The organism is Mojavia sp. (genome assembly GCF_059505145.1).
Genome location: NZ_JCACKA010000028.1, coordinates 115,800 through 137,616, shown reverse-complemented (window position 1 = coordinate 137,616; position 21,817 = coordinate 115,800). Strand labels below are relative to the sequence as shown.

The 21,817-nt window shown below is 41.7% G+C and carries 19 protein-coding genes; 6 read left to right on the top strand and 13 right to left on the bottom strand.

What is annotated here, in order from left to right:
- Nucleotides 1–30: 30 nt before the first annotated feature.
- The 9 genes from AC5JL8_RS04405 to pilM form a co-directional block, all read right to left on the bottom strand.
- Nucleotides 31–1,485, bottom strand: a complete 1,455-nt coding sequence (locus AC5JL8_RS04405; RefSeq protein WP_495878561.1) for a dihydrolipoyl dehydrogenase family protein — start codon at nt 1,483–1,485, stop codon at nt 31–33.
- Nucleotides 1,486–1,656: 171 nt separating this feature from the next.
- The gene (gene cobD / locus AC5JL8_RS04400) at nt 1,657–2,832 is read right to left on the bottom strand and encodes a threonine-phosphate decarboxylase CobD (protein ID WP_495878560.1); all 1,176 of its coding nucleotides are present in this window, start codon (nt 2,830–2,832) and stop codon (nt 1,657–1,659) included.
- 26 nt (nt 2,833–2,858) lie between these two features.
- On the bottom strand, nt 2,859–3,143 hold the full coding sequence (locus tag AC5JL8_RS04395) for an HU family DNA-binding protein (protein ID WP_495878559.1): 285 nt from the start codon (nt 3,141–3,143) through the stop codon (nt 2,859–2,861).
- Nucleotides 3,144–3,502: 359 nt separating this feature from the next.
- Nucleotides 3,503–3,844, bottom strand: coding sequence for a DUF5615 family PIN-like protein (locus AC5JL8_RS04390; protein WP_495878558.1), 342 nt, complete (start codon nt 3,842–3,844; stop codon nt 3,503–3,505).
- Complete coding sequence (locus AC5JL8_RS04385; RefSeq protein ID WP_495878557.1) at nt 3,841–4,074, bottom strand: DUF433 domain-containing protein; 234 nt, start codon at nt 4,072–4,074, stop codon at nt 3,841–3,843. Before AC5JL8_RS04385 ends, AC5JL8_RS04390 begins: the two co-directional genes overlap by 4 nt.
- Nucleotides 4,075–4,310: 236 nt before the next feature.
- A complete protein-coding gene (locus AC5JL8_RS04380; RefSeq protein WP_495878556.1) occupies nt 4,311–6,746 on the bottom strand; it encodes a secretin GspD/PilQ domain-containing protein in 2,436 nt (811 codons plus the stop codon).
- Between the two features lie 130 nt (nt 6,747–6,876).
- Nucleotides 6,877–7,644, bottom strand: coding sequence for a pilus assembly protein PilO (locus AC5JL8_RS04375; protein ID WP_495878555.1), 768 nt, complete (start codon nt 7,642–7,644; stop codon nt 6,877–6,879).
- Complete coding sequence (locus AC5JL8_RS04370; RefSeq protein WP_495878554.1) at nt 7,641–8,405, bottom strand: PilN domain-containing protein; 765 nt, start codon at nt 8,403–8,405, stop codon at nt 7,641–7,643. Before AC5JL8_RS04370 ends, AC5JL8_RS04375 begins: the two co-directional genes overlap by 4 nt.
- Before the next feature lie 4 nt (nt 8,406–8,409).
- A complete protein-coding gene (gene pilM, locus AC5JL8_RS04365) occupies nt 8,410–9,516 on the bottom strand; it encodes a type IV pilus assembly protein PilM (RefSeq protein ID WP_495878553.1) in 1,107 nt (368 codons plus the stop codon).
- Nucleotides 9,517–9,657: 141 nt separating this feature from the next.
- Here pilM and AC5JL8_RS04360 point away from each other — a divergent pair, with 141 nt between their 5' ends.
- Nucleotides 9,658–10,956 (top strand): ABC transporter substrate-binding protein, encoded by a 1,299-nt coding sequence (locus AC5JL8_RS04360; protein WP_495878552.1) that lies wholly within the window; start codon nt 9,658–9,660, stop codon nt 10,954–10,956.
- Between the two features lie 459 nt (nt 10,957–11,415).
- On the opposite strand, the gene AC5JL8_RS04355 is transcribed toward AC5JL8_RS04360, so the two are convergent.
- The 3 genes from AC5JL8_RS04355 to AC5JL8_RS04345 all read right to left on the bottom strand — a co-directional run bounded on the left by AC5JL8_RS04355 (nt 11,416) and on the right by AC5JL8_RS04345 (nt 13,670).
- A complete protein-coding gene (locus tag AC5JL8_RS04355) occupies nt 11,416–12,714 on the bottom strand; it encodes a bifunctional folylpolyglutamate synthase/dihydrofolate synthase (RefSeq protein ID WP_495878618.1) in 1,299 nt (432 codons plus the stop codon).
- A gap of 130 nt (nt 12,715–12,844) precedes the next feature.
- On the bottom strand, nt 12,845–12,970 hold the full coding sequence (locus AC5JL8_RS04350; protein ID WP_495878551.1) for a photosystem II protein Y: 126 nt from the start codon (nt 12,968–12,970) through the stop codon (nt 12,845–12,847).
- A gap of 169 nt (nt 12,971–13,139) precedes the next feature.
- The gene (locus tag AC5JL8_RS04345; RefSeq protein ID WP_495878550.1) at nt 13,140–13,670 is read right to left on the bottom strand and encodes a gamma carbonic anhydrase family protein; all 531 of its coding nucleotides are present in this window, start codon (nt 13,668–13,670) and stop codon (nt 13,140–13,142) included.
- A gap of 236 nt (nt 13,671–13,906) precedes the next feature.
- On the opposite strand from AC5JL8_RS04345, the gene AC5JL8_RS04340 reads away from it, so the two are divergent.
- From AC5JL8_RS04340 to map, 5 genes are all read left to right on the top strand, one after another.
- Nucleotides 13,907–14,419 carry a TIGR02652 family protein gene (locus AC5JL8_RS04340; RefSeq protein WP_495878617.1) on the top strand — a complete coding sequence of 171 codons (513 nt, stop codon included), beginning with the start codon at nt 13,907–13,909 and terminating at the stop codon, nt 14,417–14,419.
- A gap of 176 nt (nt 14,420–14,595) precedes the next feature.
- Nucleotides 14,596–15,039: a VOC family protein gene (locus AC5JL8_RS04335; protein ID WP_495878549.1), complete on the top strand. Its 444-nt coding sequence runs from the start codon at nt 14,596–14,598 to the stop codon at nt 15,037–15,039.
- 445 nt (nt 15,040–15,484) lie between these two features.
- Nucleotides 15,485–18,313 (top strand): M16 family metallopeptidase, encoded by a 2,829-nt coding sequence (locus tag AC5JL8_RS04330; protein WP_495878548.1) that lies wholly within the window; start codon nt 15,485–15,487, stop codon nt 18,311–18,313.
- 211 nt (nt 18,314–18,524) lie between these two features.
- Nucleotides 18,525–19,067: a plastocyanin/azurin family copper-binding protein gene (locus tag AC5JL8_RS04325; RefSeq protein WP_495878547.1), complete on the top strand. Its 543-nt coding sequence runs from the start codon at nt 18,525–18,527 to the stop codon at nt 19,065–19,067.
- 263 nt (nt 19,068–19,330) lie between these two features.
- Nucleotides 19,331–20,158, top strand: a complete 828-nt coding sequence (gene map, locus AC5JL8_RS04320; protein WP_495878546.1) for a type I methionyl aminopeptidase — start codon at nt 19,331–19,333, stop codon at nt 20,156–20,158.
- Between the two features lie 73 nt (nt 20,159–20,231).
- Here map and AC5JL8_RS04315 read toward each other — a convergent pair whose 3' ends face one another.
- Nucleotides 20,232–21,731: a hypothetical protein gene (locus AC5JL8_RS04315; RefSeq protein ID WP_495878545.1), complete on the bottom strand. Its 1,500-nt coding sequence runs from the start codon at nt 21,729–21,731 to the stop codon at nt 20,232–20,234.
- Between the last annotated feature and the right edge of the window lie 86 nt (nt 21,732–21,817).

Genomic DNA, 21,817 nt, shown 5'->3' with positions numbered 1-21,817 from the left:
GCGCTCCGCGCAATCCCAACACCATTATTTTTAGAAATTCCAATCACGGCGGAAATGAAAGAAGCCTTCCAGAAGCTCTTGCAAAGCAATGTTGCTATTTGATTTTTGTTGATTCCACGCTTTTATAACCTGTTCTATAATTGCTGAAAAACTAGGATAAACAGGAAATAAATTTGTTAATTTTTGAATTTTAATATTTTGGGAAATTGCCAATGCTATTAAATTAATTACTTCCCCAGCTTCTGCTCCTAAAATTTCTGCTCCTAAAATTTTTCCATTACGTAAGGCAATTAATTTACAAATTCCCATGGTTTCATCTCGTATTTGGGCTGCTATTACTGTTTTAAAATACTGCCGCACAACTAATACTTCATGACGATTGTATCTGCGTTTTGCTTGCGCCTCTGTCAAACCTACTTGCGCCAACATTGGATGAGAAAATATTGCTCTAGGAATGCACCGATAATTAACTCGTAATCTAGGAAAAAAGAGCGCATTTTTCAAGGCAATACTTGCTTCATAATTTGCGAGGTTAGCAAAGTCGTAGCCACCAATGACATCACCACAAGCGTAAATCCGGTGGTTAGTGGTTTGGAGTTTATGATTCACTACTAAATGACGCTGATGCCATTTCACGCCTACTGCTGCCAAATTTAAAGATTCAATATTTGGCTGTTGTCCAGCCGCCACTAAAATTTCATCAGTTTCAATTGCTTTATCTCCTGCCTGTACCCACTTTTTATCCTCAATTCGCTTCACCTGGGTTACTAGTGTTTGAGTAAGGACGCGCACGCCATCAACTTCTAACTGCGCCTGAAGCAGCTGGGCTATTTCATGGTCAACAGAAGGCAAAATATAAGGATACTTGACTATTAGCGTTACATCACAACCTAACCGCGCTAAAGTTTGAGCTACTTCAATGCTTTGGGGAACACCACCAATAATTACCCAATTTTTAGGTAATGTCGTTTCTTTGAGAGACTGCCAAATATCAAATAGGGTAAGGTAGCCTGTAGCTTGCAATCCGTCAATGTCTGGAATTGCTGGACGTGAACCACTGGCTAGCAAATAAGTACGTGCCCGTAAGAAACGCTCATTAACAGCAAACGCTAGATGGGGGGAAGATTGAAATTGACCACTGCCAACAATGACATCAACTCCCAAAGCAGCTAGGTTAGCGACAGAATGCTGTGCTTCAATGTTGGAAACAACGCCTTGAGCATATAGCATCGTCTCTGGCCAGACTACAGATATTTGAGGTTTTTCTAGAGAATCAACCTGTGAGGGATGAATGCGAATACCAAGCGTATCATCCAGTTGGTGGGCGAGTTTGGTGATTTTATTAATAGCCTGGTGGTGAAAAAAACCGTAGTTTATTTTAGGTTCCACCAAGGCGACTGTAGCACGTAATTGGGTAGCAGCCAGGGCAGCATAGCGTCCAGCAAGACTGCCACCAATAATCACAACATCGTAGTCAATAGTCATTAGTCACTAGCCAATTAGCCATAAGTTATACCAATTCGTAATTCGTAATTCGTAATTCATAAAGCCAGATTCAATCTAGGTTTCCACACTTTGGATCTGTAGCCTTCTTTTGGAGAATTGGTATTAGTTGCCAGTTGCAAAAAACAACTGGCCCTTAAGGTTACTCACCACTCAGCACTCATTTAGCGCTGTAAGTAAGCGCTGGTTATCGGATTCAGTACGTACAGCAACCCGGAAAAAGCGATCGCCTAGTTCTTTAAAGCTAAGACAATCACGAATTAAAATTTGGTGATGCTGAAGTAATTGTTGCTGCAATGGCAAAATAGATTGTTTTGACTCAACCAGTAAAAAGTTAGCAGCGCTTTTTAGTGGATGCAATCCTGGGATTGCGGCTAATCCCTGAAAGAGTTGATTTCGTGCAGGTGGTAGCCATAACCAGGTTTGCTGTTGAAATTGAGTATCCTGGAGTGCAGCAATTGCTGCTGCTGCCGCTAACGTATTTACAGGCCATGGATCACGCCACAACTGCCATCTAGATAGGCGTTCAGGGTGAGCGATCGCATATCCCAGTCTTAGCCCAGGAAGACTGTAAAATTTTGTGAGCGATCGCAACACTACTAAATTTTCATATTCCTGTACAAGCGAAATCAGACTTTGTTCCTCATCGGGAGGCAAAAAATCCATAAACGCTTCATCCACCACCACCAAGGCAAACTCCTCTAGGTAGGGAAGAACCGAGTCACGCGAGAACAGCTTTCCTGTTGGGTTATGTGGATTGTTTAACAGTAGCCCACACCTTTGGGGGCCAGAGACAGGGAGATCAAGAGATGGGGGGATAGGGAGATAAGGAGATAGGGAGACACTACGAACTTTTCTTTCTCCTTGCGTCCCATTTTCCCCAATCCCCAGTCCCCAATGCCCAGTCCCCTTTTCCCTAATTCCCAGCCCCCAATCCTCAGCCCCCAATCCAACAGGAAACTCCAGTAAATTAGCGTTATGTGCCGCCAGGGTGCGGTAGTAGTCGCCAAAGGCTGGAGTTATTAAAAATGTTGCGGCTAATTGTGCTAATTCTCTCCCCGCTAAAGTAAGTAATTCTGCTGAACCATTGCCCGGCAGAATCCACTCAAACGGCAGTTGATGGAAGTGACTGAGAGCAACTCTCAGTTCACTATAATTTGGATCTGGATAGTGCCTTAGATTACCGATTTGGGACTGAATAGCAGCGATCGCGCTATTTGGTGGCCCCAACGGGCTAATGCTGGCAGAAAAATCCAGAATAGCATCAGGGGGACAGCCAGCCAGTGCTGCTGCCCAGGCTAAATTTCCCCCGTGTGCAGGTTGCCGCATCAAAATAAAGTCCCTAGAAGTGAAACTTACTCTTTTGGGGGTGCTACCTTTTCTCTAAATAGTTTTCCAGCAGAGAAGGCAGGAACCTTGGTAGCTGGAATTTCCATTTTTTCGTTGGTTTTTGGGTTACGACCTTCACGGGCTTTACGTTCCCGTGATTCAAAGGAGCCAAATCCTACCAGCGTTACCTTATCGCCAGAGGATACAGCTTCGATGATTGTCTCTAAAGCAGCCGTTAAAACTGCATCAGCTTGCTTTTTGGTCACACTAGCCTTTTCAGCTACGGCATCAACTAATTCACCTTTGTTCATGTCAGACTCCTTAAGGTTTACTTGAGACTCTCTAAAGATGCACCCTGTTGCATCCTTACTGAAATCTCTGTTTGAAGAAATACAAAAGTCATCCTTTGGGAGCATTTTTACTCAAAATCGCTGCGAATCCCATTGGCTCGACTTTTCAATGAATCATTCTAAGGTGTTGTAGCGTGATGTGGATAGATGAAACCATTAATTTATATAGATTTCAGGATTTTTTGTGATTTTAGGGTGATTGTTTCCCTCGAAACAGCCCCTGTAGTAGGAAAAAATACTTAGTAAAAACCCCTGTCGCTAGGGGAACAGGGGAGTGGGAGAATGAAGCAATAGAGCAGATGGGTTAAGAATTTTGGGTATTAAGAGCGATCGCTAATTTCTATGATCGCTTCACCTTGTCGCAGCCTTTCTAAAGCTTCTGGAAATATGGGAGTAAGAATCTGCTGAAGTTTACGATTCGTGACATTGCCACAAGTTAGCCAAAGGATTTGCGGAGGTGTTCCCAACCGACAAACCAAATCAACAAAATCACTGTCCTTTGTCATGATCACTGCGGATGCTGCACGCGCTGCATCAAAAATTTCTGTATCTTGAGCATCTCGCAAACCTAAATTTCTCAAAGCGGTAGCAGTCACCCCAAAGTTTCTGCTTAACCAGCCTGCCAATGTTGGCGGTAACTGAGCATCAATCCAAATATTCATGCAGTCAATCGAGGGAAGTCCGTGCGTCGCGCCGCAAATAATAGACAAGCTTGGATGTCTTCTGGCTCTAAATCAGGAAAATCTTCTAGAATTTCAGATGTACTCACGTTTTCAGCCAGCATTTCTAAAATGTCACTTACACGGATTCGCATTCCTCGAATGCAGGGGCGACCTCCGCATTGACCAGGATTTTGTGTAATGCGATTCAATAGGGTAGGCGCTTGCATCATTTATCTACGTTATACAGTTTTTTATGTAAATTCAAAGGTTTAAGGCCCCAACCATTACACGTAGCATATTTTCAGCCGGGGTTTAAGTCCTCGACTGAAAATGTCTTTATGCGTGAATTTTGAATTGTTAAGTTTTGCTTCTCCCTATCTTAAATGTTACTGAAATGAGGAGCAGGGAAGATAAGCGAGCAAGTGAGCAATTTTCCTCCTCATCTTCCTCATTTCTCATCCTATGATTACCTGCCAGAAGGTTTCCAACCTCGGCGCTCAAGCATTTGCCGCACCTCTGGGCTGGGATTATAGTTATAGCCGTAGGAAGAGTTCTCTGAGTCATCCATAATTTGAGGTGTAAGTAATACAATTACCTCATTACGCTGATTCACTTTGTTTGTGCTTCTAAACAAGGAACCAAGGATAGGAATATCACCCAAAATAGGAATCTTGCTTACGGAAACTCGGTCTTGATCTTGGATAATACCGCTGAGAATTAGTGTTTGACCATCTCGGAGGCGAATTAGCCCAGATTTTAGACTTCTTTCTGAGAGTAGAGTAATTACACCATCTGGACTTGGTGTTGTACCACTAGGTGCAGATACAGTAGGCGCAACAGATAAGGAAACAAAACCATTATCATCAATTCGATCAACTTTGACTGCAAGAGTTAGACCTGCATCTTTAATGATTGGTTCCCTCGTACCTTCAGCGCCAAATTTCAGACCCCCATAGACTTGTGCTGTTAGCTTCACTACAGCATCCTGACCTTCTTGAACTGTCAAAGTTGGATCTGTCAAAATTTTGGCATTGCCGTTAGTAACCTGAGCCTGCAAGCTAGCTAGAAGACGTTTAGGGAACTGGAATAAAGTTGGAAGAGCGTATGTATATTTATCAGGCGTTGCAGGGGTTGTTGTAGTTTGAAAGCCATAACTGGTAGGTTGACCTGTTACAGGATCAATTGCAGTTGGCACAATTGACGTTGTACTTGTTCCAGGAGTTCCTGGGGTAAAGTCTGTGATGCCAGGTTGTAGTGGATTTCCATTTGGGTCTAAAGAAGCACTAGCTGATGGCCTTCCAGTTGCTGGGTTAAAAAAACCATCCCCCAGAAATGTCTCACCTGTAATGGGATTTTTGATTACTGGTGTACTAGTCACACTATTTCTCGCTTCAAGCGAAGTAGGTGTTCTAGAACCACCAAAATTCAGAGATGCTGCACCACCATCGCTAGAAAAGAAATTATTACCAACCCCAAAGGAAAAGCTAGTATTAAAATCGTGGGTTCCCAAGAGGTTAACATCGATAATTTTGACGTTGATTGCAACTTGACGACGACGAACATCTAGCTGAGTCAGTTGAGCGATCGCTATATCAATTAACCTGGGAGTTCCAACTAAGGTGACAGAGTTAGTACGTGAGTCTCCTAATGCCTGTAAACCTCTCAGTAATGGTCTAGAATCCTTAAAATCAGTACGTAGAGTCTCTATTTTAAGTTCTGTGGTGGTCTGAGTTTGAGTAACTGCGCTATTGGCTGCACCACCTACTGGCACAGCATTAACACTAGTAACCAGTCGTTCACGGCTAATGGCACTTTCTGCACCCAAGCCGACCAAAAAGCTTAGAGCCGCATCCACCGTTACTTGATTGAGGCGCATATTACGCATAACCGTATCGCGGGTGGAATTAGGGAGGTTAGGCCCAACAAACACTGTGCGTCCACTGCGGTTAGCTTCTAAACCACTCAAGCGCAAGACGTAGTTAAATACATCTTGTACTGGCTCGTTTTCTATATCTAGAGAGATTGTTTGAGAGCTTGCTTGCCCGTTATTAGCACCGCCTTGCTGTCCTCCAGAAGGCTGCGCTCCTGCTCCTTCGCCTCCTACATAAGCTAAATTAAGACCAGCAGCACGGGCAAGTAGTGATAAAACTTCGCGCACTGGAGCATCCCGCAGCACCAAACGAGGAACGCGTTCCTGCGTTGCTAAGTCAATGGTGACAGGAGAGGCATCTGTATTAGAAATCGCAATATCTCCTACTGGTGGAGCAACAGCTCTTGGCAAGAAAGGCGGCCCTTGATTTACAGGTTGACCTGGGCCAGCTGGCTGTGCAGGTCGTCCATCAATCGTAACTACCGGGTTGGGAACAAGAACTTCTGGCTTGCTACCAGGTTGAGATGGGGTAGGAGCAAGCGGTATTGTTGGCTTTGGTGATGACGGTGTTGGTGTTGGCGTTGATGCCGTGGTATCTGTAGCTGGGCCAAAACTAAGGGTAATGCCGTTTTGCTGTCTTACCACAGGTTGACTACTAGGGGCGTTATTGCTTCCAGTTACCACTACCCGGATGCTATTAGCGTCAAGCTGAAGAATCTCGACTGAGGCAATTCCTGAAGCGGGGTTATCTTGGCGAAAATTATTGCCTTGTGGTAAACGTAGTTGAGCATTAATAATATCTGCAACTAAGGCTTTTCCTCTTTTTGTTGTGAAAACTTGTGGGCGTAGACGCGAAGCGGCTTGTCCTGAGACATCGCCTGAGGAAGTTTTCAAGACAACATTAATTCCACCATTAGCTGGATTGAGCTTTACATCAGTAATTTGAGTAGTTTGTGCCCAAACAGGTTGAGCTGCCAAAAACACAAAAGCGGTGGTTCCCAATAATAAACTATTACCGTGAAGCTGTTTCACAGTTCATTCCTCACCTGATAAAACCTTGTTGACAAAATTTATAAATAGTTGCGCCCTTATTTAGTACTAAATGTTGAGAGTTTTTATTTCTACCTAAGAATCAAAACTCAGGACGCAGTACTATTTGCTGTTACTTCTTAGGAGCAGCCTTAGCTGATGCTGCTGCTATTTCTTCTGGGCTAAGTGGCATTAATGCCTGTAACTGGAAGGTTGTATTAATCGATGCAGGGCCAATTCTCTGCACTGGTTTTCCTGATGCAGAGGTAGACTCTGATGGAGCCAATTGCGATTGATAATCTTTCACTATCAACAAAGGCTGTAAACGCTCAATATTACGAAGAATTGATTGAGTTTGTTCATAAGTGCCTACAATTTCAATGTTGACACTGCTACGTTTCAGCTTGCCGTTGACCTGTGCCCCCAGGCTACCATCATTAATCGCTTCCGTTTTTTGTGTAGCTGGCGCGAATTTTTTCAGTTTGGCTCTTACTAAATTGGGGGAAATTTGACCATTGCCAGTTTCAATTAAACGGTTCATATCCAGTAGCAATGTATCCAAGGTATTTTCCTGAGAAAATAAACTTAAAACCTGAATTCTTTGCTGCTTTGCGTGGTCTAGCTCTTCTTTTACCTGGACAATCTTTTTGATACTGATTTTCTTTTGGTCAACTTGCCCTTGGAGTTCGTTAATTTTTGCTTGCTGCTGTTGATAGTTATCCCAAGCTGGCATTATCAGGTTTAGCAGCATATACAATGCTCCTGCAATTCCCAAAACCCCTGCCACTATACCGATAATTTTGGGTGTAAAGGTAATCCCAAAAATAACAGGAGAGCCTGAGGATTCTGAATCAAACTCCCCACTTTGTTCTGCAAAATTGAAATCTTCACTCAGCGTCATTTTGAAATGACTCCTGTTTGTTGCATACTACGAATTCTAGTAACTAGTCCCACTGTGCCTTTTTGCTCTAACTCGCGGATTAACTCCGAAGCCGGAATCTCGCTAAGGCTTGATTGAATAGTGTATTTGACCGCTTGGGGTGGCGGAATTGTTATAGCACTTTTAGCAGTACTTGCTGGCAATGGTAAATTGACTAACTCTGCTGTAGTAATTTTGCTTTCAGAGGCCTTCAAAAACCGCGATTGTTGTAGCGTCAGCAGGAAATCGTTGACATCGTTAAAGGAGCGAGCCATTCCGGTAATTTCTATTCCCCCTGCGGGATTGCCTGGTGGCTGTCCTGCGGCTGGAGGAATGGGTGGGATCTGCTTGACGTTCTCAATTTGCACTGGCGCTGGTATGCGATCGCGCAAATCTTGTAACATAGCTGACCACGGACGAATCTGGTCAAATACCGTTACTAAAGCTTGTGTTTCCCCTTTTATGTTGTTCGTCTCTTCTTTAATTTTGTTAATATTTCCTATTTCTGTATCTAACCTCTTGTTTTCCTGATCTAACTGTGCTACATTCTGCTCTAATTCAGCGTTCTTCGCTTGTAACAACCACCAAGCACCTACTGAAATAGTGGGTAAACATACACCAAGGGCGACACCCAAATATATTGGTGTTAAGTTGCCAGTAGGAAGTTTAACTCCTGATTTTTTGTTAGATTTACTGTGGTAAGTTGGGCGATCTTTAAGAAAGTTAATGTCTAGACTGTACATTTTGTCACACCTCCCGCATTCCCAGACCAAGTACCGTCGCTAAACTAGAGCGTTGTACCGTAGGGTATTTTTCTTCATTAACTTCTAACGACAAAGAGACTATCGGATCAATTTGGGCGGTTGGCACACTCAATCGTTGGGTAAAAAACTCATCTAGCTGTTGCAGGCCACCTCCTGGCCCAGCTAGAAAAATCTGTGCTACCTCTAAATTTTCACTTTGATTGAGGTAAAAATCGATAGAACGGCGCAGTTCATCTGTTAGTTCTCCTAAGACTCGCAATATGGCTGCCATACCAGGATTGAGTTCGGTGACGCCAGTTTTCCCCCCGTCTATGGGAGTTGCGATAATAGTCATTCCCTGCAACAGTTCCATATCCCGTGATGCAGGTAAGCTCATTGCCCTTGATAAGGCAGTTTGCATTTGATAAGCCCCTATTGGTACAGTGCGTGAAAACTGGGGGACTCCGTTAACAATGATGGCAATTTCTGAGCTATCAAACTCTATATCAACTAGTACCGCTGCTTCTTGCGGCCCAAATTGTCGCAGTTGCTCGCGAATTGTCCGAATCAGAGCAAAACTGTTAATCTCTAAAATATCAATTTGCAATCCTGCCTGCTCAAATGTACGGATATAAGTGTCCGTCACCTCCTTGCGGGTGGCAACTAACAGTACTTGTACCTTTTCAATGCCATCCTCATCTACAAAGTACCCAAGTTTCTGATAATCTACATCAGCTTCTTCACGAGGATAGGGTAAATATAAAGCTGCCTCATGGTTTAGCACCATCTCTCGCAGTTCTTTATCATCTAACTCTGCTGGTACAGGGATGAGACGTACAATTGAATCTCGACCCGGTACACCAGTAGCAACGCGAGAAGCTTTAATTTTACTCTCAGCCAGCGCCTGCTGAATTAATTGCGCCATTGCTGGAGGATCAGTAATTTGACCATCAGTAACAAGTCCTTCGGGAACAGGTACTGATGTTAAGGCTTCTATTTTAAAGCCTTGACGTTGTTTGCGTAATTGAACTATATTCACCCGTTCAGGTGCTAGTTCAATGCCGACCCCTTTATTAGATTTACCAAACAAACTATTGAAGCTTTTCACCACTTTTGTGCCCGTTGCACTGCTAAATTGAAAAGTTAAATGTTACTAAAAAACGAGCCTGGTACTAGGTAATTGATTTAGCCTATAATCTCGACAATTCTGCATAAGCTTTTCACTCTAAGCAAGCGTAAAAATACTAGTAAAATGTTTAAAATTCAAAAGTTCAGGCGATTGACTGTTTGGGCACTACTCGGCTTATTGACCAGCTGGATTGTTAGTTGCAGCACAGGTAATGTTGGCACAGGAACAAAACAGGCTTCTTCTGGAGCAGCAACTATTGAGTTTTGGACGATGCAACTCCAACCTCAATTTACGAGCTACTTTCAAAGCCTGATTGCAACTTTTGAGTCAAATAATCCTGGTATAAAGGTTAACTGGGTGGATATACCTTGGGCAGCAATGGAGAACAAAATCTTAACAGCTGTCTCAGCAAAAACGCCACCTGATGTTGTGAACCTCAACCCGGATTTCGCTTCCCAACTTGCAGGACGAAATGCCTGGCTGGATCTAGATGCGAAAGTCCCAAATGAAGTACGTTCCTCCTATTTGCCAAATATTTGGAAAGCTAGCACACTCAATGGCAAGAGTTTTGGTATTCCCTGGTACCTCACCACGCGACTAACCATTTATAACACTGATTTATTAAAACAGGCAGGTATCAATAAAGTCCCTGCTACCTACGCAGAATTAGCACAGGCGGCGCAACAAATTAAAGATAAGACTGGCAAGTATGCCTTTTTTGTAACTTTCGTACCGCAAGATTCTGGTGAAGTATTGGAATCCTTTGTACAAATGGGAGTTACCCTAGTAGATACTGAAGGCAAAGCAGCGTTTAACTCTCCACAAGGCAAAGCAGCATTTCAGTATTGGGTAGATTTGTACAACAAAAAGCTGCTTCCTAAAGAGGTATTAACCCAAGGACATCGCCATGCTATTGATTTGTACCAATCAGGAGAAACAGCTTTTCTGGCTTCTGGGCCAGAGTTTCTTAAAACGATCGCCAATAATGCTCCTAAAGTTGCTCAAGCTTCAGCAATAGCACCTCAAATCACAGGTGATACTGGCAAGAAAAATGTCGCTGTGATGAACATAGTTATCCCTAAAGATACCAAGCGCCCTGATGCAGCCGTTAAATTTGCTCTATTTGTCACCAATGACGAAAACCAACTAGCTTTTGCTAAATCTGCGAATGTTCTGCCATCTACAATCAAGTCCTTGTCTGACAGTTATTTTAAAGATGTTCTAGCTACAGCCTCAACTGTAGAAAAGGCGCGTGTTACTAGTGCAAAACAGCTGCAACAAGCAGAAATATTGACCCCTACTTTAAAAGATTCCAACAAACTGCAAAAGGCAATTTATGAAAATTTGCAAGCAGCAATGTTAGGAGAAAAAACGGTAGATAAAGCCGTAGAAGATGCGGCACAACAGTGGAACAATAGATAGTTTTTGGAAGTTGAGAATTAGAGAATTTTTCTCAGAGGATGTTTGAAAAGTGATGGCTGATGTATCAAAAAGTTTAGATCCTCCTAAATCCTTTTTTTGAAGGAGGACTTTGAGAAGATTATTCCCCTTTTTTAAAGAGGGCTAGGAGGGATCTCGATACAACCTTAGACTTTTCAAATAACCTCTGAGGCTACAATTCCTTGTCATTACCCCTATATTTTAAATCTCCTGTTTCGTTGTCAACCTGTTTTGGGATCAATTCAAAAGCTAATAGCTAAAGTCTACTTAAGTAGACTAAGCTGCATATTTCAGTCCACTTGGGTAGACTTAGACTATAAGCCATTGAACTTAAATTATGGGCGGGATATCGGTCAATGCGATACTTTGACTGTGACAAAAATGTGGGTAATGATAAGGCTTCTAACCTGTTGGCGTTTCTCATTATTTCCCATTACCCATTTACCTCTCAGAATTTCCTAAAAGATAGCCTATTAAATAAAGTGAACCGCATAAAACAACTACATTATTTGTAGAAGCAAAAGCTGCTTCTAATCCTAAATATAAATCTGGATAACTTTGGCAAAAACTTAATTCTGGACAAATATCAATAGCTAGCTTTGCTAATTCATTAGGAACTGCTGAGTTGGTATCTGGTATTGGTACGAGAAGCAAATTATCTCCACTTCGCAGCAAAGCTTTAAAAATATCTGCATGGTCTTTATTTGCCATCATTCCCATAACCCAAGTTACTCTTGGAGTATCTAATGTATCTACATATTCGCGTAAAACTTTGGCCCCAGCTGGGTTATGAGCGCCATCTAACAATAATTGATGTTTTTTCCAGGTTATCCATTGTATACGACCTGGCCAATTAGTTTTTGCCATGCCGTTGATGATGTCTGCTTGAGAAATATACCATCCTTGTTTTTGGAGAGTTTCTACAGCAGCTAAAGCTAAGGCAGAATTCGTTAACTGAATTTGTCCCTGTAAAGGCAGAGGATATTGAATTAATTTTGAATTTTCCAGAGTTTGGTATTCAGCCCATCCTGAAGATATTTGACGCGCAGGGTGAGGCGTAAACATTGGGCATTGTAATTCTTGAATCCGCGATCGCACAACTTCTAGGGCTTCTTTTGGCAATGGCCCGACAATAGCCGGACATCCGGGTTTTAAAATTCCGGCTTTTTCTCTAGCAATATCAGCAATGGTAGGGCCTAGTTGCTGCCAGTGTTCGCGGCTAATTGAGGTAATTATAGTAACTAAAGGCTTTGGGCAAACATTGGTAGCATCCAAGCGTCCTCCTAGCCCGACTTCTACAACTGCAACATCGACTTGCTGCTGGGCGAAATACAACCAAGCGGCTGCGGTAATGAATTCAAACTGAGTTGGGGCAAACTGAGTTGGGCACTCGTCATCAGGAGCGATCGCCCTTGGCGCTGCGCTCCGCGCAATTGCAGCTTGAACCTGTAATAATAATCGGTACAATTCCTCAGAAGCGATCGCTTGTTCGTTGATACAGATGCGTTCTGTCCAATCAACTAAATGAGGCGAAATATAACGTCCTGTACGATAACCAGCTTCAGTGAGAACTGAGGAAAGATAAGCACAAACCGAACCTTTGCCATTAGTACCAGCAACATGAATTACTGGGACTTGATCGTGAGGATTACCAAGATTTGCCAACAGTTTGACAATACGCGAAAGTCCCAAATTGATGCCAAAGGGTTGAAAAGTTTTTAGTAAGGAGTCAATATCCACAGCAGGATTAGGCATTGAGGGCTAGGGATTGGAAATTGGGGATTTCATGTTCTAGGCCCCAATACCAATGAACCGACTGCCCCCTGTGAAGAGTAACAATCGGTTAAAGAATGTTAATTTTGATGCGAGTTTAAGCTTCTCTGTTTAAAAAGTTTTGAATTTGTTGTAAGGCAGCAGCACCAATGTTAAATACAGCCCAACCAGCAGCAATAGCGACTGGTGCTAAAACAAGTGCTACACGATAATCAATGTCCATATCTAGAACTCCTCTGTTAAATAAATTAAAGTTTTGTCAACCGCTCTCACTTTTATTGTTAGCTGAAGTGGGCAATTTTTCCAGCCCCATGTGTAAAGAATATTTAAACTAGGGGTCACTGGTGATTAATTATTTCTCTTGTTCTTCCCCCTGATCCCCGCCTCCTTTGTCACTGGGGCGTACTAAAGCCAACATCAGTTCCCTTCCCAGCATGAACTAAAGCTAACTTTTGGTAACGTTCAGCGTGTTCAATGAGTTCTGAGGCTTCAGTGTCTGATAATTGGCGCAAAACTTTGCCAGGAATGCCTACTACTAAGGACAATGGCGGTACATCCTTAGTAACTACTGCCCCAGCACCAATAATGCTACTAGCGCCCACCCTGACGCCATCTAGAACTACAGCGCCAATACCAATCAAACTGCCACGTTCAATGTAAGCAGAATGTACTACAGCGCGATGTCCTACGGTAACATGATCTTCTAAGATTGTTGGAAAACCGGGGTCACCGTGTAGAATAGCGCCATCCTGAATATTTGTGCATTCGCCAATGTCTATGCGTTCTACATCTCCTCTAACTACGGCTCCATACCAGATGCTAGCCCCAGCTGCTATGTTTACCGAACCGATAACAACAGCATTGGCTGCAACGAAAGCAGCTTGAGAAAAATCAGGAGATGGCCAGTAAGAAGCGGTAGACACGATAGAATATGAATATGGTACCCAGGAACACTGGAGAAACTCCAACATTTGAGGCTGGTTGCACAACCAGAATATCACAGCGTTAAGCCTCTACAGTGAGGAATACACTAGTGAATACCGTTACTGCCACAAATCCTTGTGTAGCAGGAGCAGGTAAGCAAAAGTGGCGGAGCCGAAGTGTAAAATCCAACCACTGGTGCTGGTGAAGACAAAACTATGATTCTACGCACTTCATGATGAATCCAGGCTTGCAGTACCCCATATTTGGCCCCGAAATTCAGTGTCCCCACTGTCGCCAAACAATTCCGGCGCTGACACTAACAGATACATACTTATGTCCCCGACATGGGGCGTTTGAGGCGAATCCCAAAACTGGTGAATTGATCCATCTACAGTCAGGGCGTCATTGGCGGAAGTGGAATAGTGAATGGTATAGGCAACATACCCATCCCGATGGCATTCGGTTTGAAATTCACGAAGCACTAGATAAGTTGTATACCCAAGGCTACCGAGCAACGCGGGTGATTATCGCTCGACGCTATCAAGAGTTGATGAGTGGCTATTTAGAACGCAGCACTCCCTGGCGTTCTGGACAACAGGCAGAAACAACATCTGCGCGGCTGTACGGTTTACCTGTAGAGTTTAGCCCTGACCCCGCAGAAGAACCTTGTTGGGAAGTAATCAATTTTGATTTGGAAAAAGAGCCTGGTGTACCTGTACGCTATCCTTATTTCAGATTATTTGAGTAATAATCAGTGGTGAGTTCTGGGTGCTGAGTGCTGAGTATTTAATGATAATACTTAGTGGTTGTTCTTAGTTAAAAGTTTCTGGAACCGTATAAACAAAGAGCATTACTGAGATAGTAAAACACAGTCATTTACTGAAAACTTAGAACTCAGAACTCGTTACTCAGCACTATTAACTTATGCATCACGCTTCTATTCGGACTGGGAATATTCATCGAGCGATCGCCTTTTATGAACAATTGGGGTTTACAGTTTGTGAACGCTTCACTACAGGCTACACCCTAGCTTGCTGGATGGAAGGATTGAGCAGCCGAATTGAATTGATCCAGATTCCCGAACCAAAACCAGCCCTAGATGCATTTGCAGACGAACATTATGTAGGGTATTATCATCTCTCGTTTGATTTAACTGAGACAACGTCAGATTTGCCCAGTTGGTTAAAAAATTTACAAGAACGCTTCACAACAGCACATCAAAGTCAACCAGAACAATTGCAACCGCTGAAAGTGCTTTTAGAGCCGACACAGCAGCAAATAGGCGATCGCATTTTTGAAGTAGCTTTTATTGCGGATGCTGATGGGTTACCACTAGAGTTTATTCGGGTTTTAGCAAAGCTAGGCTAAGTTATACCAATTCCAAATTCGCTCATTAAAAAAGCCAGATGTCATTTGGGTTTCTAGGCTTGTATCTGTCACATTTTTTTTCAAAATAGAATTAGCTTAAAGCATCTTTTTATTTTGCAACACTTTGCGTAGTTGTATAAATTAAAAATCATAAATAATCAGGTTTTATCTTAAAATGCTTGACTTTAATTGTAAAAGACAAAAGTTAAGGACAAAATAAAATACCAGTACCAAGAATTAAAAGTACTTTTTTATACGATTTTATTTGTAACAAGCTCAACTATAGTACAAAAGTTCGCACTAACCTAGTAATTGAGCAAATTATATGTATATTATTAATAATGCTTTTCTGTATATATGCTTAGATGTAAGATTTATCAAAAGGATTAAACTATAGCCATCACTAAAAAAATGTAACTTAGTTTACAGAGTAGCCGCAAAATCCATGTCTGTGTTTTCTACCTTGTATCGATATCGTTTTCCGTTATTGTTGTTAAGTCTATGGATAATTGCAGTGTTTTTACTTAGCGGTAAACCTGCCGAGAGCCAACATAGGATAGCATCTAACCAAGTACATCCTCAATCAACAGTAATTGCAAACAAAATAACACCTTTAACAGTGACAGAGAACGTCCGCAAAACATTGCTAGAGAATGGTTTGACTGTTCTGACAAAAGAAGTGCATACTGCACCAGTGGTAAGTGTGCAGGTATGGTACAAGGTGGGTTCGCGCAACGAAGAACCTGGAGTGAATGGCATTGCTCACCAATTGGAACACATGATGTTTAAAGGCACAAAAAATCGTCCGATTCAATTTGGGCGATTGTTTAGTGCTTTAGGGAGTGACTCGAACGCGTTTACCAGCTACGACCAAACGGCATATTACAGCACTGGAGAACGGAATAAGCTCAAAGCACTCCTAGCTTTGGAAGCAGACAGAATGCAAAATTCTCTGATTAATACTGAGCAACTAGCGAGTGAAAAGCGAGTAGTAATTTCCGAGTTACAGGGTTATGAAAATAGTCCAGAATATCGTCTCAATCGCGCCGTAATGCAGGCAGCTTTTCCGAATCATGCTTACGGCTTACCTGTGGGCGGAACCAAAGCTGATGTCGAGAAATTTCAGGTTGAGCAGGTAAGGAAGTATTACCGTAACTTTTACAGTCCCGACAATGCAGTTTTAGTCATTGTTGGAGATTTTGAAACTACAAAAACTCTAGAAGCAGTTAAAGAGATATTTGGCAAAATACCAAAAAACAGTGCTGACAAAGCAGTATCGAGTGCTGAGTTAAAACCACTCAGGACTGAGAACTCACCACTCACCACTCCTATCGTGCTACGAGAAGCGGGTGCAGGAGCGCTATTGCAAGTAGTGTACCCGCTACCAGATGTGAATCACCCGGATGTGCCAGCACTCGATGTGATGGATTACATTCTCACAGAAGGACGCAATTCTCGCCTTTATCAGACATTGGTAGAATCAGGTTTAGCCAGTGAAGTCACAGCTTCTGTTGCTAGCTTGCGAGAAGGTGGCTGGTATGAGTTATTAGTGATAGCTGCTCCTAATCAAAAGTTGGCAAAAATTGATTCTGTGCTGAATAGCGCGATCGCCAATCTGGTAAAAACAGGAGTGACATCAGAGGAAGTCAACCGAGCTAAAACCCAGTTGGAAGCGGCTGTAATTCTAAATAACCGTGATATCACTAATCAAGCGATGCAATTGGGCAATGATGAGACAACTGCTGGTGATTATCACTACACAGAACGTTACCTAGCAGCTATCCGCAAGGTGAATGCGGCGGATGTTATGAATGTGGTCAATAAATACCTCAAAAAAGAAGCACGTGCAGTAGGCTTTTTTGAACCAAGCCTAAAACAGACAATAGGCAGTGCTGGCAAACTTGACTCCACACAAACTACAGAAAAATTCTCTCCTGGTGCGCCTGTAGATCCAACTGAGGTATTAAAATACCTACCACCTGTAGAAGAGGCAACAGATCAAGGTATCAAAAAGCTGCCACAGCAATTTACGTTTGCCAATGGTCTGCGGGTATTGCTGCTTCCTGATAACAGTACTCCTACCGTTACTTTGAGCGGACACATCAACGCGGGTATGGAATTTGACCCTGATGATAAAGCTGGACTAGCATCTTTCGTGGCAGAGAACTTGATGAATGGCACAAAAACGAAGGACGTATTAACAATTGCTAAAGCCTTAGAAGATCGTGGAGCCGATCTGGATTTTGAAGCGTACCGCGAAGGTGTACGTATTGAAGGTGATAGTTTAGCTGGAGATTTACCCATCCTTTTGCGAACCTTAGCAGATGTAGTTAAAAATAGTACGTTTCCTGCTAAAGAGTTAGAACTGAATCGCCAACAAGCTTTGGCTAATCTAGAAATTGATTTAGATGATCCTTATGAAGTAGCTATAAGAACATTTGTACAATCTATTTACCCGAAAAAACACCCGTTACATACCTTTCCAACCGAGAAGAGCCTACGCCGGATTAAACGTGAGGATGTAATTGCTTTCAAGGCAAAACATTATCGCCCTGATAATACAGTATTAGTACTGGTAGGAGATTTTGATCCACAACAAGTGCGATCGCTTATTAAAACTGAGTTTGGTGACTGGCAAGTTAGTGGTCAACCACCAACATTAAAATATCCCAAAGCGCCAATCCTTGAGAAGGTTGTGCGTGTAAATCCTGTGCTACCTGGGAAAGCCCAAGCAATTACTTATATGGGTTACACAGCGATTAATCGGCGAGATCCCCGGTTTTATGCAGCTTTAGTATTGAATCAGATTTTGGGAGGGGATACCCTATCGAGTAGGTTAGGAGCCGAGGTACGCGATCGCCAAGGTTTGTCCTATGGAATTTATAGTTACTTCCAAGTAGGAAAGAATACAGGAACATTTCGGATTGAAATGCAAACTAGCCCAGAAGATACGAGTCAGGCGATCGCTAGTACTCGTCAGCTATTAAAGCAAATTCATCAGCAAGGCGTTAGTGCATCAGAAGTCGAGACATCTCAACAAACCTTAATCAGCAACTACAATGTTTCTTTGGCAAACCCAGAGGAATTAACCAAAAGAATTCTGATGAATGAAGTTTACGGACTCGATGAAGTCGAACTGCGCTCCTTTACACAAAAAATTCAGCAAGTTACCCTTGCTCAAGTTAATCAAGCTGCTCGTGAGTTACTCAACCCAGATAAAATTTTAGTGGTAACAGCTGGCCCGGCTGTATTAGCAGATCAAAGCATCAAGTAGAAATGCTAATTAGTAATCGATAATTGAGATATATAGGACTCCTATTTGATTTTTGAAAAAATTTAGTATATCTTTATTCCTTCTTCCCTGTTCCCTGTCCCCTGTCTCTACAATCAATTTAGGAATCAAATCGGATTGCTATAGATAAAGTACTTTTCTAACGTCATTGGTTCCTGAGTCCCACCATTACTTTTTTAGGACTGTCATAGCAATGCTTTGCTCAGTTACAAAAATTACCAAACATTTACCCCAACTTCTCATTACAATTTTTAATTTTCATATTTCCTCTGCTTGGCTGCAACCAATCCAGCGTAGCTTATGTTTTTTAGTATTAATACTGTGCTTTAGTGTTATTAATAGCACTCCAACTTTGGCAGATAACTTGTCTAAAGATTTACTTAAGCAAGCGCCTACAGAAATTACAGTTAGCTTAGGAAATTCAGCTAATGAACTCAAGTTTGAGCCAAATAACCTAGAATTTATCACCGGAAAACGCTATAATCTGCGGCTTACAAATCCTAGCCAACTAAAGCACTATTTTACTGCGAAGGATTTTGCCGATGGCATCTGGACACAAAAAGTCGAAGCAGGCAAAGTAGAAATTAAAGGAGCTATTCACGAACTCGAACTCAAGCCAGGTGCTACAGCCGAATGGGTATTTGTACCTCTAAAATCTGGAAAATACAGTTTACGCTGTCCAATACCAGGACACACAGAAGCAGGGATGACTGGAGTAATTACCGTCAGCAATTAAAAATTAATCTTGATTCAGTAGAAGGCAGCCCGAAAAGGGGATTGGGGACTGGAGACTGGGGACTGGGGTAGATGGGCAGCAGGGGAGCAAAATTTAGCCATCAGCACTCAAAACTCAGAACTCAGCACTTTGAATAATCTGGCTTACTTAGTAAATTCAGAGGTAAAAAATAAGTTAAGTTAAATTATAGATATTATTTTTCAACTAATCTAGAACAAACATAGACACTTAAGTATCTCAGCGCCAATAATTTTTAATCCCCCATGAACATTCTCACTAACTTGCTTTCTCAAGCAACTCAGCCGACACCTCCAAAAAAACAACGCCGAGGTATTGAAATTAAATCGCCGCGTGAAATTGAAATTATGCGGCAATCTGCAAAAATTGTGGCAACTGTCCTTAAAGAAATTTCTGAGCTAGTAAAGCCAGGAATGACTACGGCTGACTTGGATGCTTATGCGGAAAAACGCATCAGAGAAATGGATGCAACACCAAGCTTTAAGGGATATCACGGTTTTACTGGTTCTATCTGCTCCAGTATTAATAATGAAGTTGTGCATGGCATTCCTAGTACTAAGAAAGTAATTCGTACTGGGGATGTATTAAAAGTAGATACAGGTGCTTATTATCAAGGTTTTCATGGGGATTCCTGTATAACAATTGCTGTGGGTGAAGTTACCCCAGAAGCCGCTAAACTGATTCGGGTAGCCGAAGAAGCTCTTTATAAAGGTATTGAGCAAGTCAAGGCGGGTGCTTATTTATTAGACATTGCTGGCGCAATTGAAGACCATGTAAAAAGCAATGGTTTTAGTGTAGTTGAAGAATTTACGGGACACGGGGTTGGACGTAACCTGCACGAAGAACCTTCAGTGTTTAATTATCGTACCCGCGAGATGCCGAATGTTAAACTCCGTACAGGAATGACTTTGGCGATTGAGCCAATTTTGAATGCTGGTTCTAAGCATACGCGAACTTTATCTGATCGGTGGACAGCGGTAACTGTTGATAATTCTTTATCAGCTCAGTTTGAACATACTGTTTTGGTGACAGATACTGGTTATGAGATTTTGACTGATCGCACAAAAGTTTAATCATCGAAAATCTGCAATTAATTAAAATGCGATCCTCTTGCGATCGCATTTTTTTCGTATATGAATCTGCTACCTATTCTTTAAGTTTTATACTAATAGCCTTATAGTTATTTTTATAATTAGACAGCTGATCTTTAGCCTGCTTATAAACAAACGTACCTTCTGGAATACCTTCTAATAAATTGATAGCCTGCTGCAATTGTGCTTTTGCTAGCTGCCTAATTAGTGCTGAATGAGGCAGATTTTCCGCCATAGCAGCAGCTTCTGTTGCTAGCTGTTGACTAGATTTTAAATTTGCCGCTACTTTCTTTTCAGTCAAAATTCTTTGACTAATGGCAATAGAGTTATCACGATAAATATTCAGGTGTTTTTTTACCGGAGTCGAAACTGATGTTCCTTCAGGAATACTCTCTAATAAGTTTACTGCTTGCTGCCATTTGGTTTCTGCTTGTTGCCAAACTGGTAGAGGAAGCGGTGGCTTTTGAACCATAATAGCAGCTTCCATACCAAGTTTTTGAGCGGATTTATAATTAGCTATGGCGCTTCTTTCCTGTTCGGTAATCAGGCTCACTTGCTGAAATTGCGGAATTTTATGCTTAATTACCCAAATACCCAAACCAAATATTACTAGACTTGAGGCTATGGCTAAAGTCGAATGTGCTACTTTTGGTATTAAAAAATCTGGTACTAATCTTTTGATATTGTTAGCATTTTGTTTTTTATTTAATCTCTCTTCAATATTTATCAGTTCCTGCTCTGCTTGTAATTTTAAGCTACTACTATCTGTGAGTAATGCATCTATTTTTTGTTTAAGTATTTCACAATCATTAATAATATCTACCAATGGTTGGAATTTACCAGCGCTGGATATAATAAACCCATATTCATCGTTAAACCATTCTAATTCTAATCCAGAGTTACCACAAAAAGCTGATAATCCTAGCAACATTTCTAGAATATTATGACTATTTTTAATACTGTTAAAAATAACAGTAAATCTTTCTTGAATTTGTGTTAATTCTTCTTGAAAAGTAATAATTTTTTGAAGTTGCTGCTGTAATTTTTTAGGCTTTATAACTTCTAAATTAATGTTTAAAGCTTCTTTTATTTTTTGGAAACATTCAGGAAGGCTAGAATAGTTAATATTAGAATTAATTTGATTGATAAATTGAGAATCGCTTAAAATATCCTTTGCTATCGTCTGAAGCAATTCACTCCATTCATTCCAGCGCTCAATTTGAGCTTGTAAATCATTTAAGGATAGTTTTGTGTAGGTATTTCCAAATTTTTCTGCTATAAATCCCTGCCCACGAGTAATAAGTTGATCTACAAAAAAAGTCTCAGGAGGAAATACAGTTATGGCTGTAGTGAGAGAAAGCACACCAACTACTGTATTATTGAATTTGCCGCTACTTAATTCTTGAGCAATAGCAGTTTGAAGATTCTGGAGTTGTGCCTGAACATGATTTAATCGCGTGATTTCTTGACTAATTTTCTGAGAATCACCAACAGTCAGCTTCAGACTCTCAACAAGATTTGGCAGTTCATTCAAAAGGGTTTCTAGGTCAGCCATAAATATCTCTTGGGGATTTGCCGAAAATTTATGCCAAACAATTAAAATGGCTATGAAGCAAGGTTATGGCTTGACTAAAAACGTAA

Excerpts from the sequence above, each read along its gene's own strand:
- AC5JL8_RS04375 (WP_495878555.1), bottom strand. The coding sequence starts at position 7,644 with ATGACGCTGAGTGAAGATTTCAATTTTGCAGAACAAAGTGGGGAGTTT.
- AC5JL8_RS04405 (WP_495878561.1), bottom strand. The coding sequence starts at position 1,485 with ATGACTATTGACTACGATGTTGTGATTATTGGTGGCAGTCTTGCTGGA.
- AC5JL8_RS04350 (WP_495878551.1), bottom strand. The coding sequence starts at position 12,970 with ATGGACATTGATTATCGTGTAGCACTTGTTTTAGCACCAGTCGCTATT.
- AC5JL8_RS04330 (WP_495878548.1), top strand. The coding sequence starts at position 15,485 with ATGTCTGTGTTTTCTACCTTGTATCGATATCGTTTTCCGTTATTGTTG.
- AC5JL8_RS04315 (WP_495878545.1), bottom strand. The coding sequence starts at position 21,731 with ATGGCTGACCTAGAAACCCTTTTGAATGAACTGCCAAATCTTGTTGAG.
- AC5JL8_RS04340 (WP_495878617.1), top strand. The coding sequence starts at position 13,907 with ATGAATCCAGGCTTGCAGTACCCCATATTTGGCCCCGAAATTCAGTGT.
- AC5JL8_RS04390 (WP_495878558.1), bottom strand. The coding sequence starts at position 3,844 with ATGAATATTTGGATTGATGCTCAGTTACCGCCAACATTGGCAGGCTGG.
- cobD (WP_495878560.1), bottom strand. The coding sequence starts at position 2,832 with ATGCGGCAACCTGCACACGGGGGAAATTTAGCCTGGGCAGCAGCACTG.
- AC5JL8_RS04335 (WP_495878549.1), top strand. The coding sequence starts at position 14,596 with ATGCATCACGCTTCTATTCGGACTGGGAATATTCATCGAGCGATCGCC.
- AC5JL8_RS04360 (WP_495878552.1), top strand. The coding sequence starts at position 9,658 with ATGTTTAAAATTCAAAAGTTCAGGCGATTGACTGTTTGGGCACTACTC.
- map (WP_495878546.1), top strand. The coding sequence starts at position 19,331 with ATGAACATTCTCACTAACTTGCTTTCTCAAGCAACTCAGCCGACACCT.
- AC5JL8_RS04395 (WP_495878559.1), bottom strand. The coding sequence starts at position 3,143 with ATGAACAAAGGTGAATTAGTTGATGCCGTAGCTGAAAAGGCTAGTGTG.
- AC5JL8_RS04385 (WP_495878557.1), bottom strand. The coding sequence starts at position 4,074 with ATGATGCAAGCGCCTACCCTATTGAATCGCATTACACAAAATCCTGGT.
- AC5JL8_RS04325 (WP_495878547.1), top strand. The coding sequence starts at position 18,525 with ATGCTTTGCTCAGTTACAAAAATTACCAAACATTTACCCCAACTTCTC.
- AC5JL8_RS04370 (WP_495878554.1), bottom strand. The coding sequence starts at position 8,405 with ATGTACAGTCTAGACATTAACTTTCTTAAAGATCGCCCAACTTACCAC.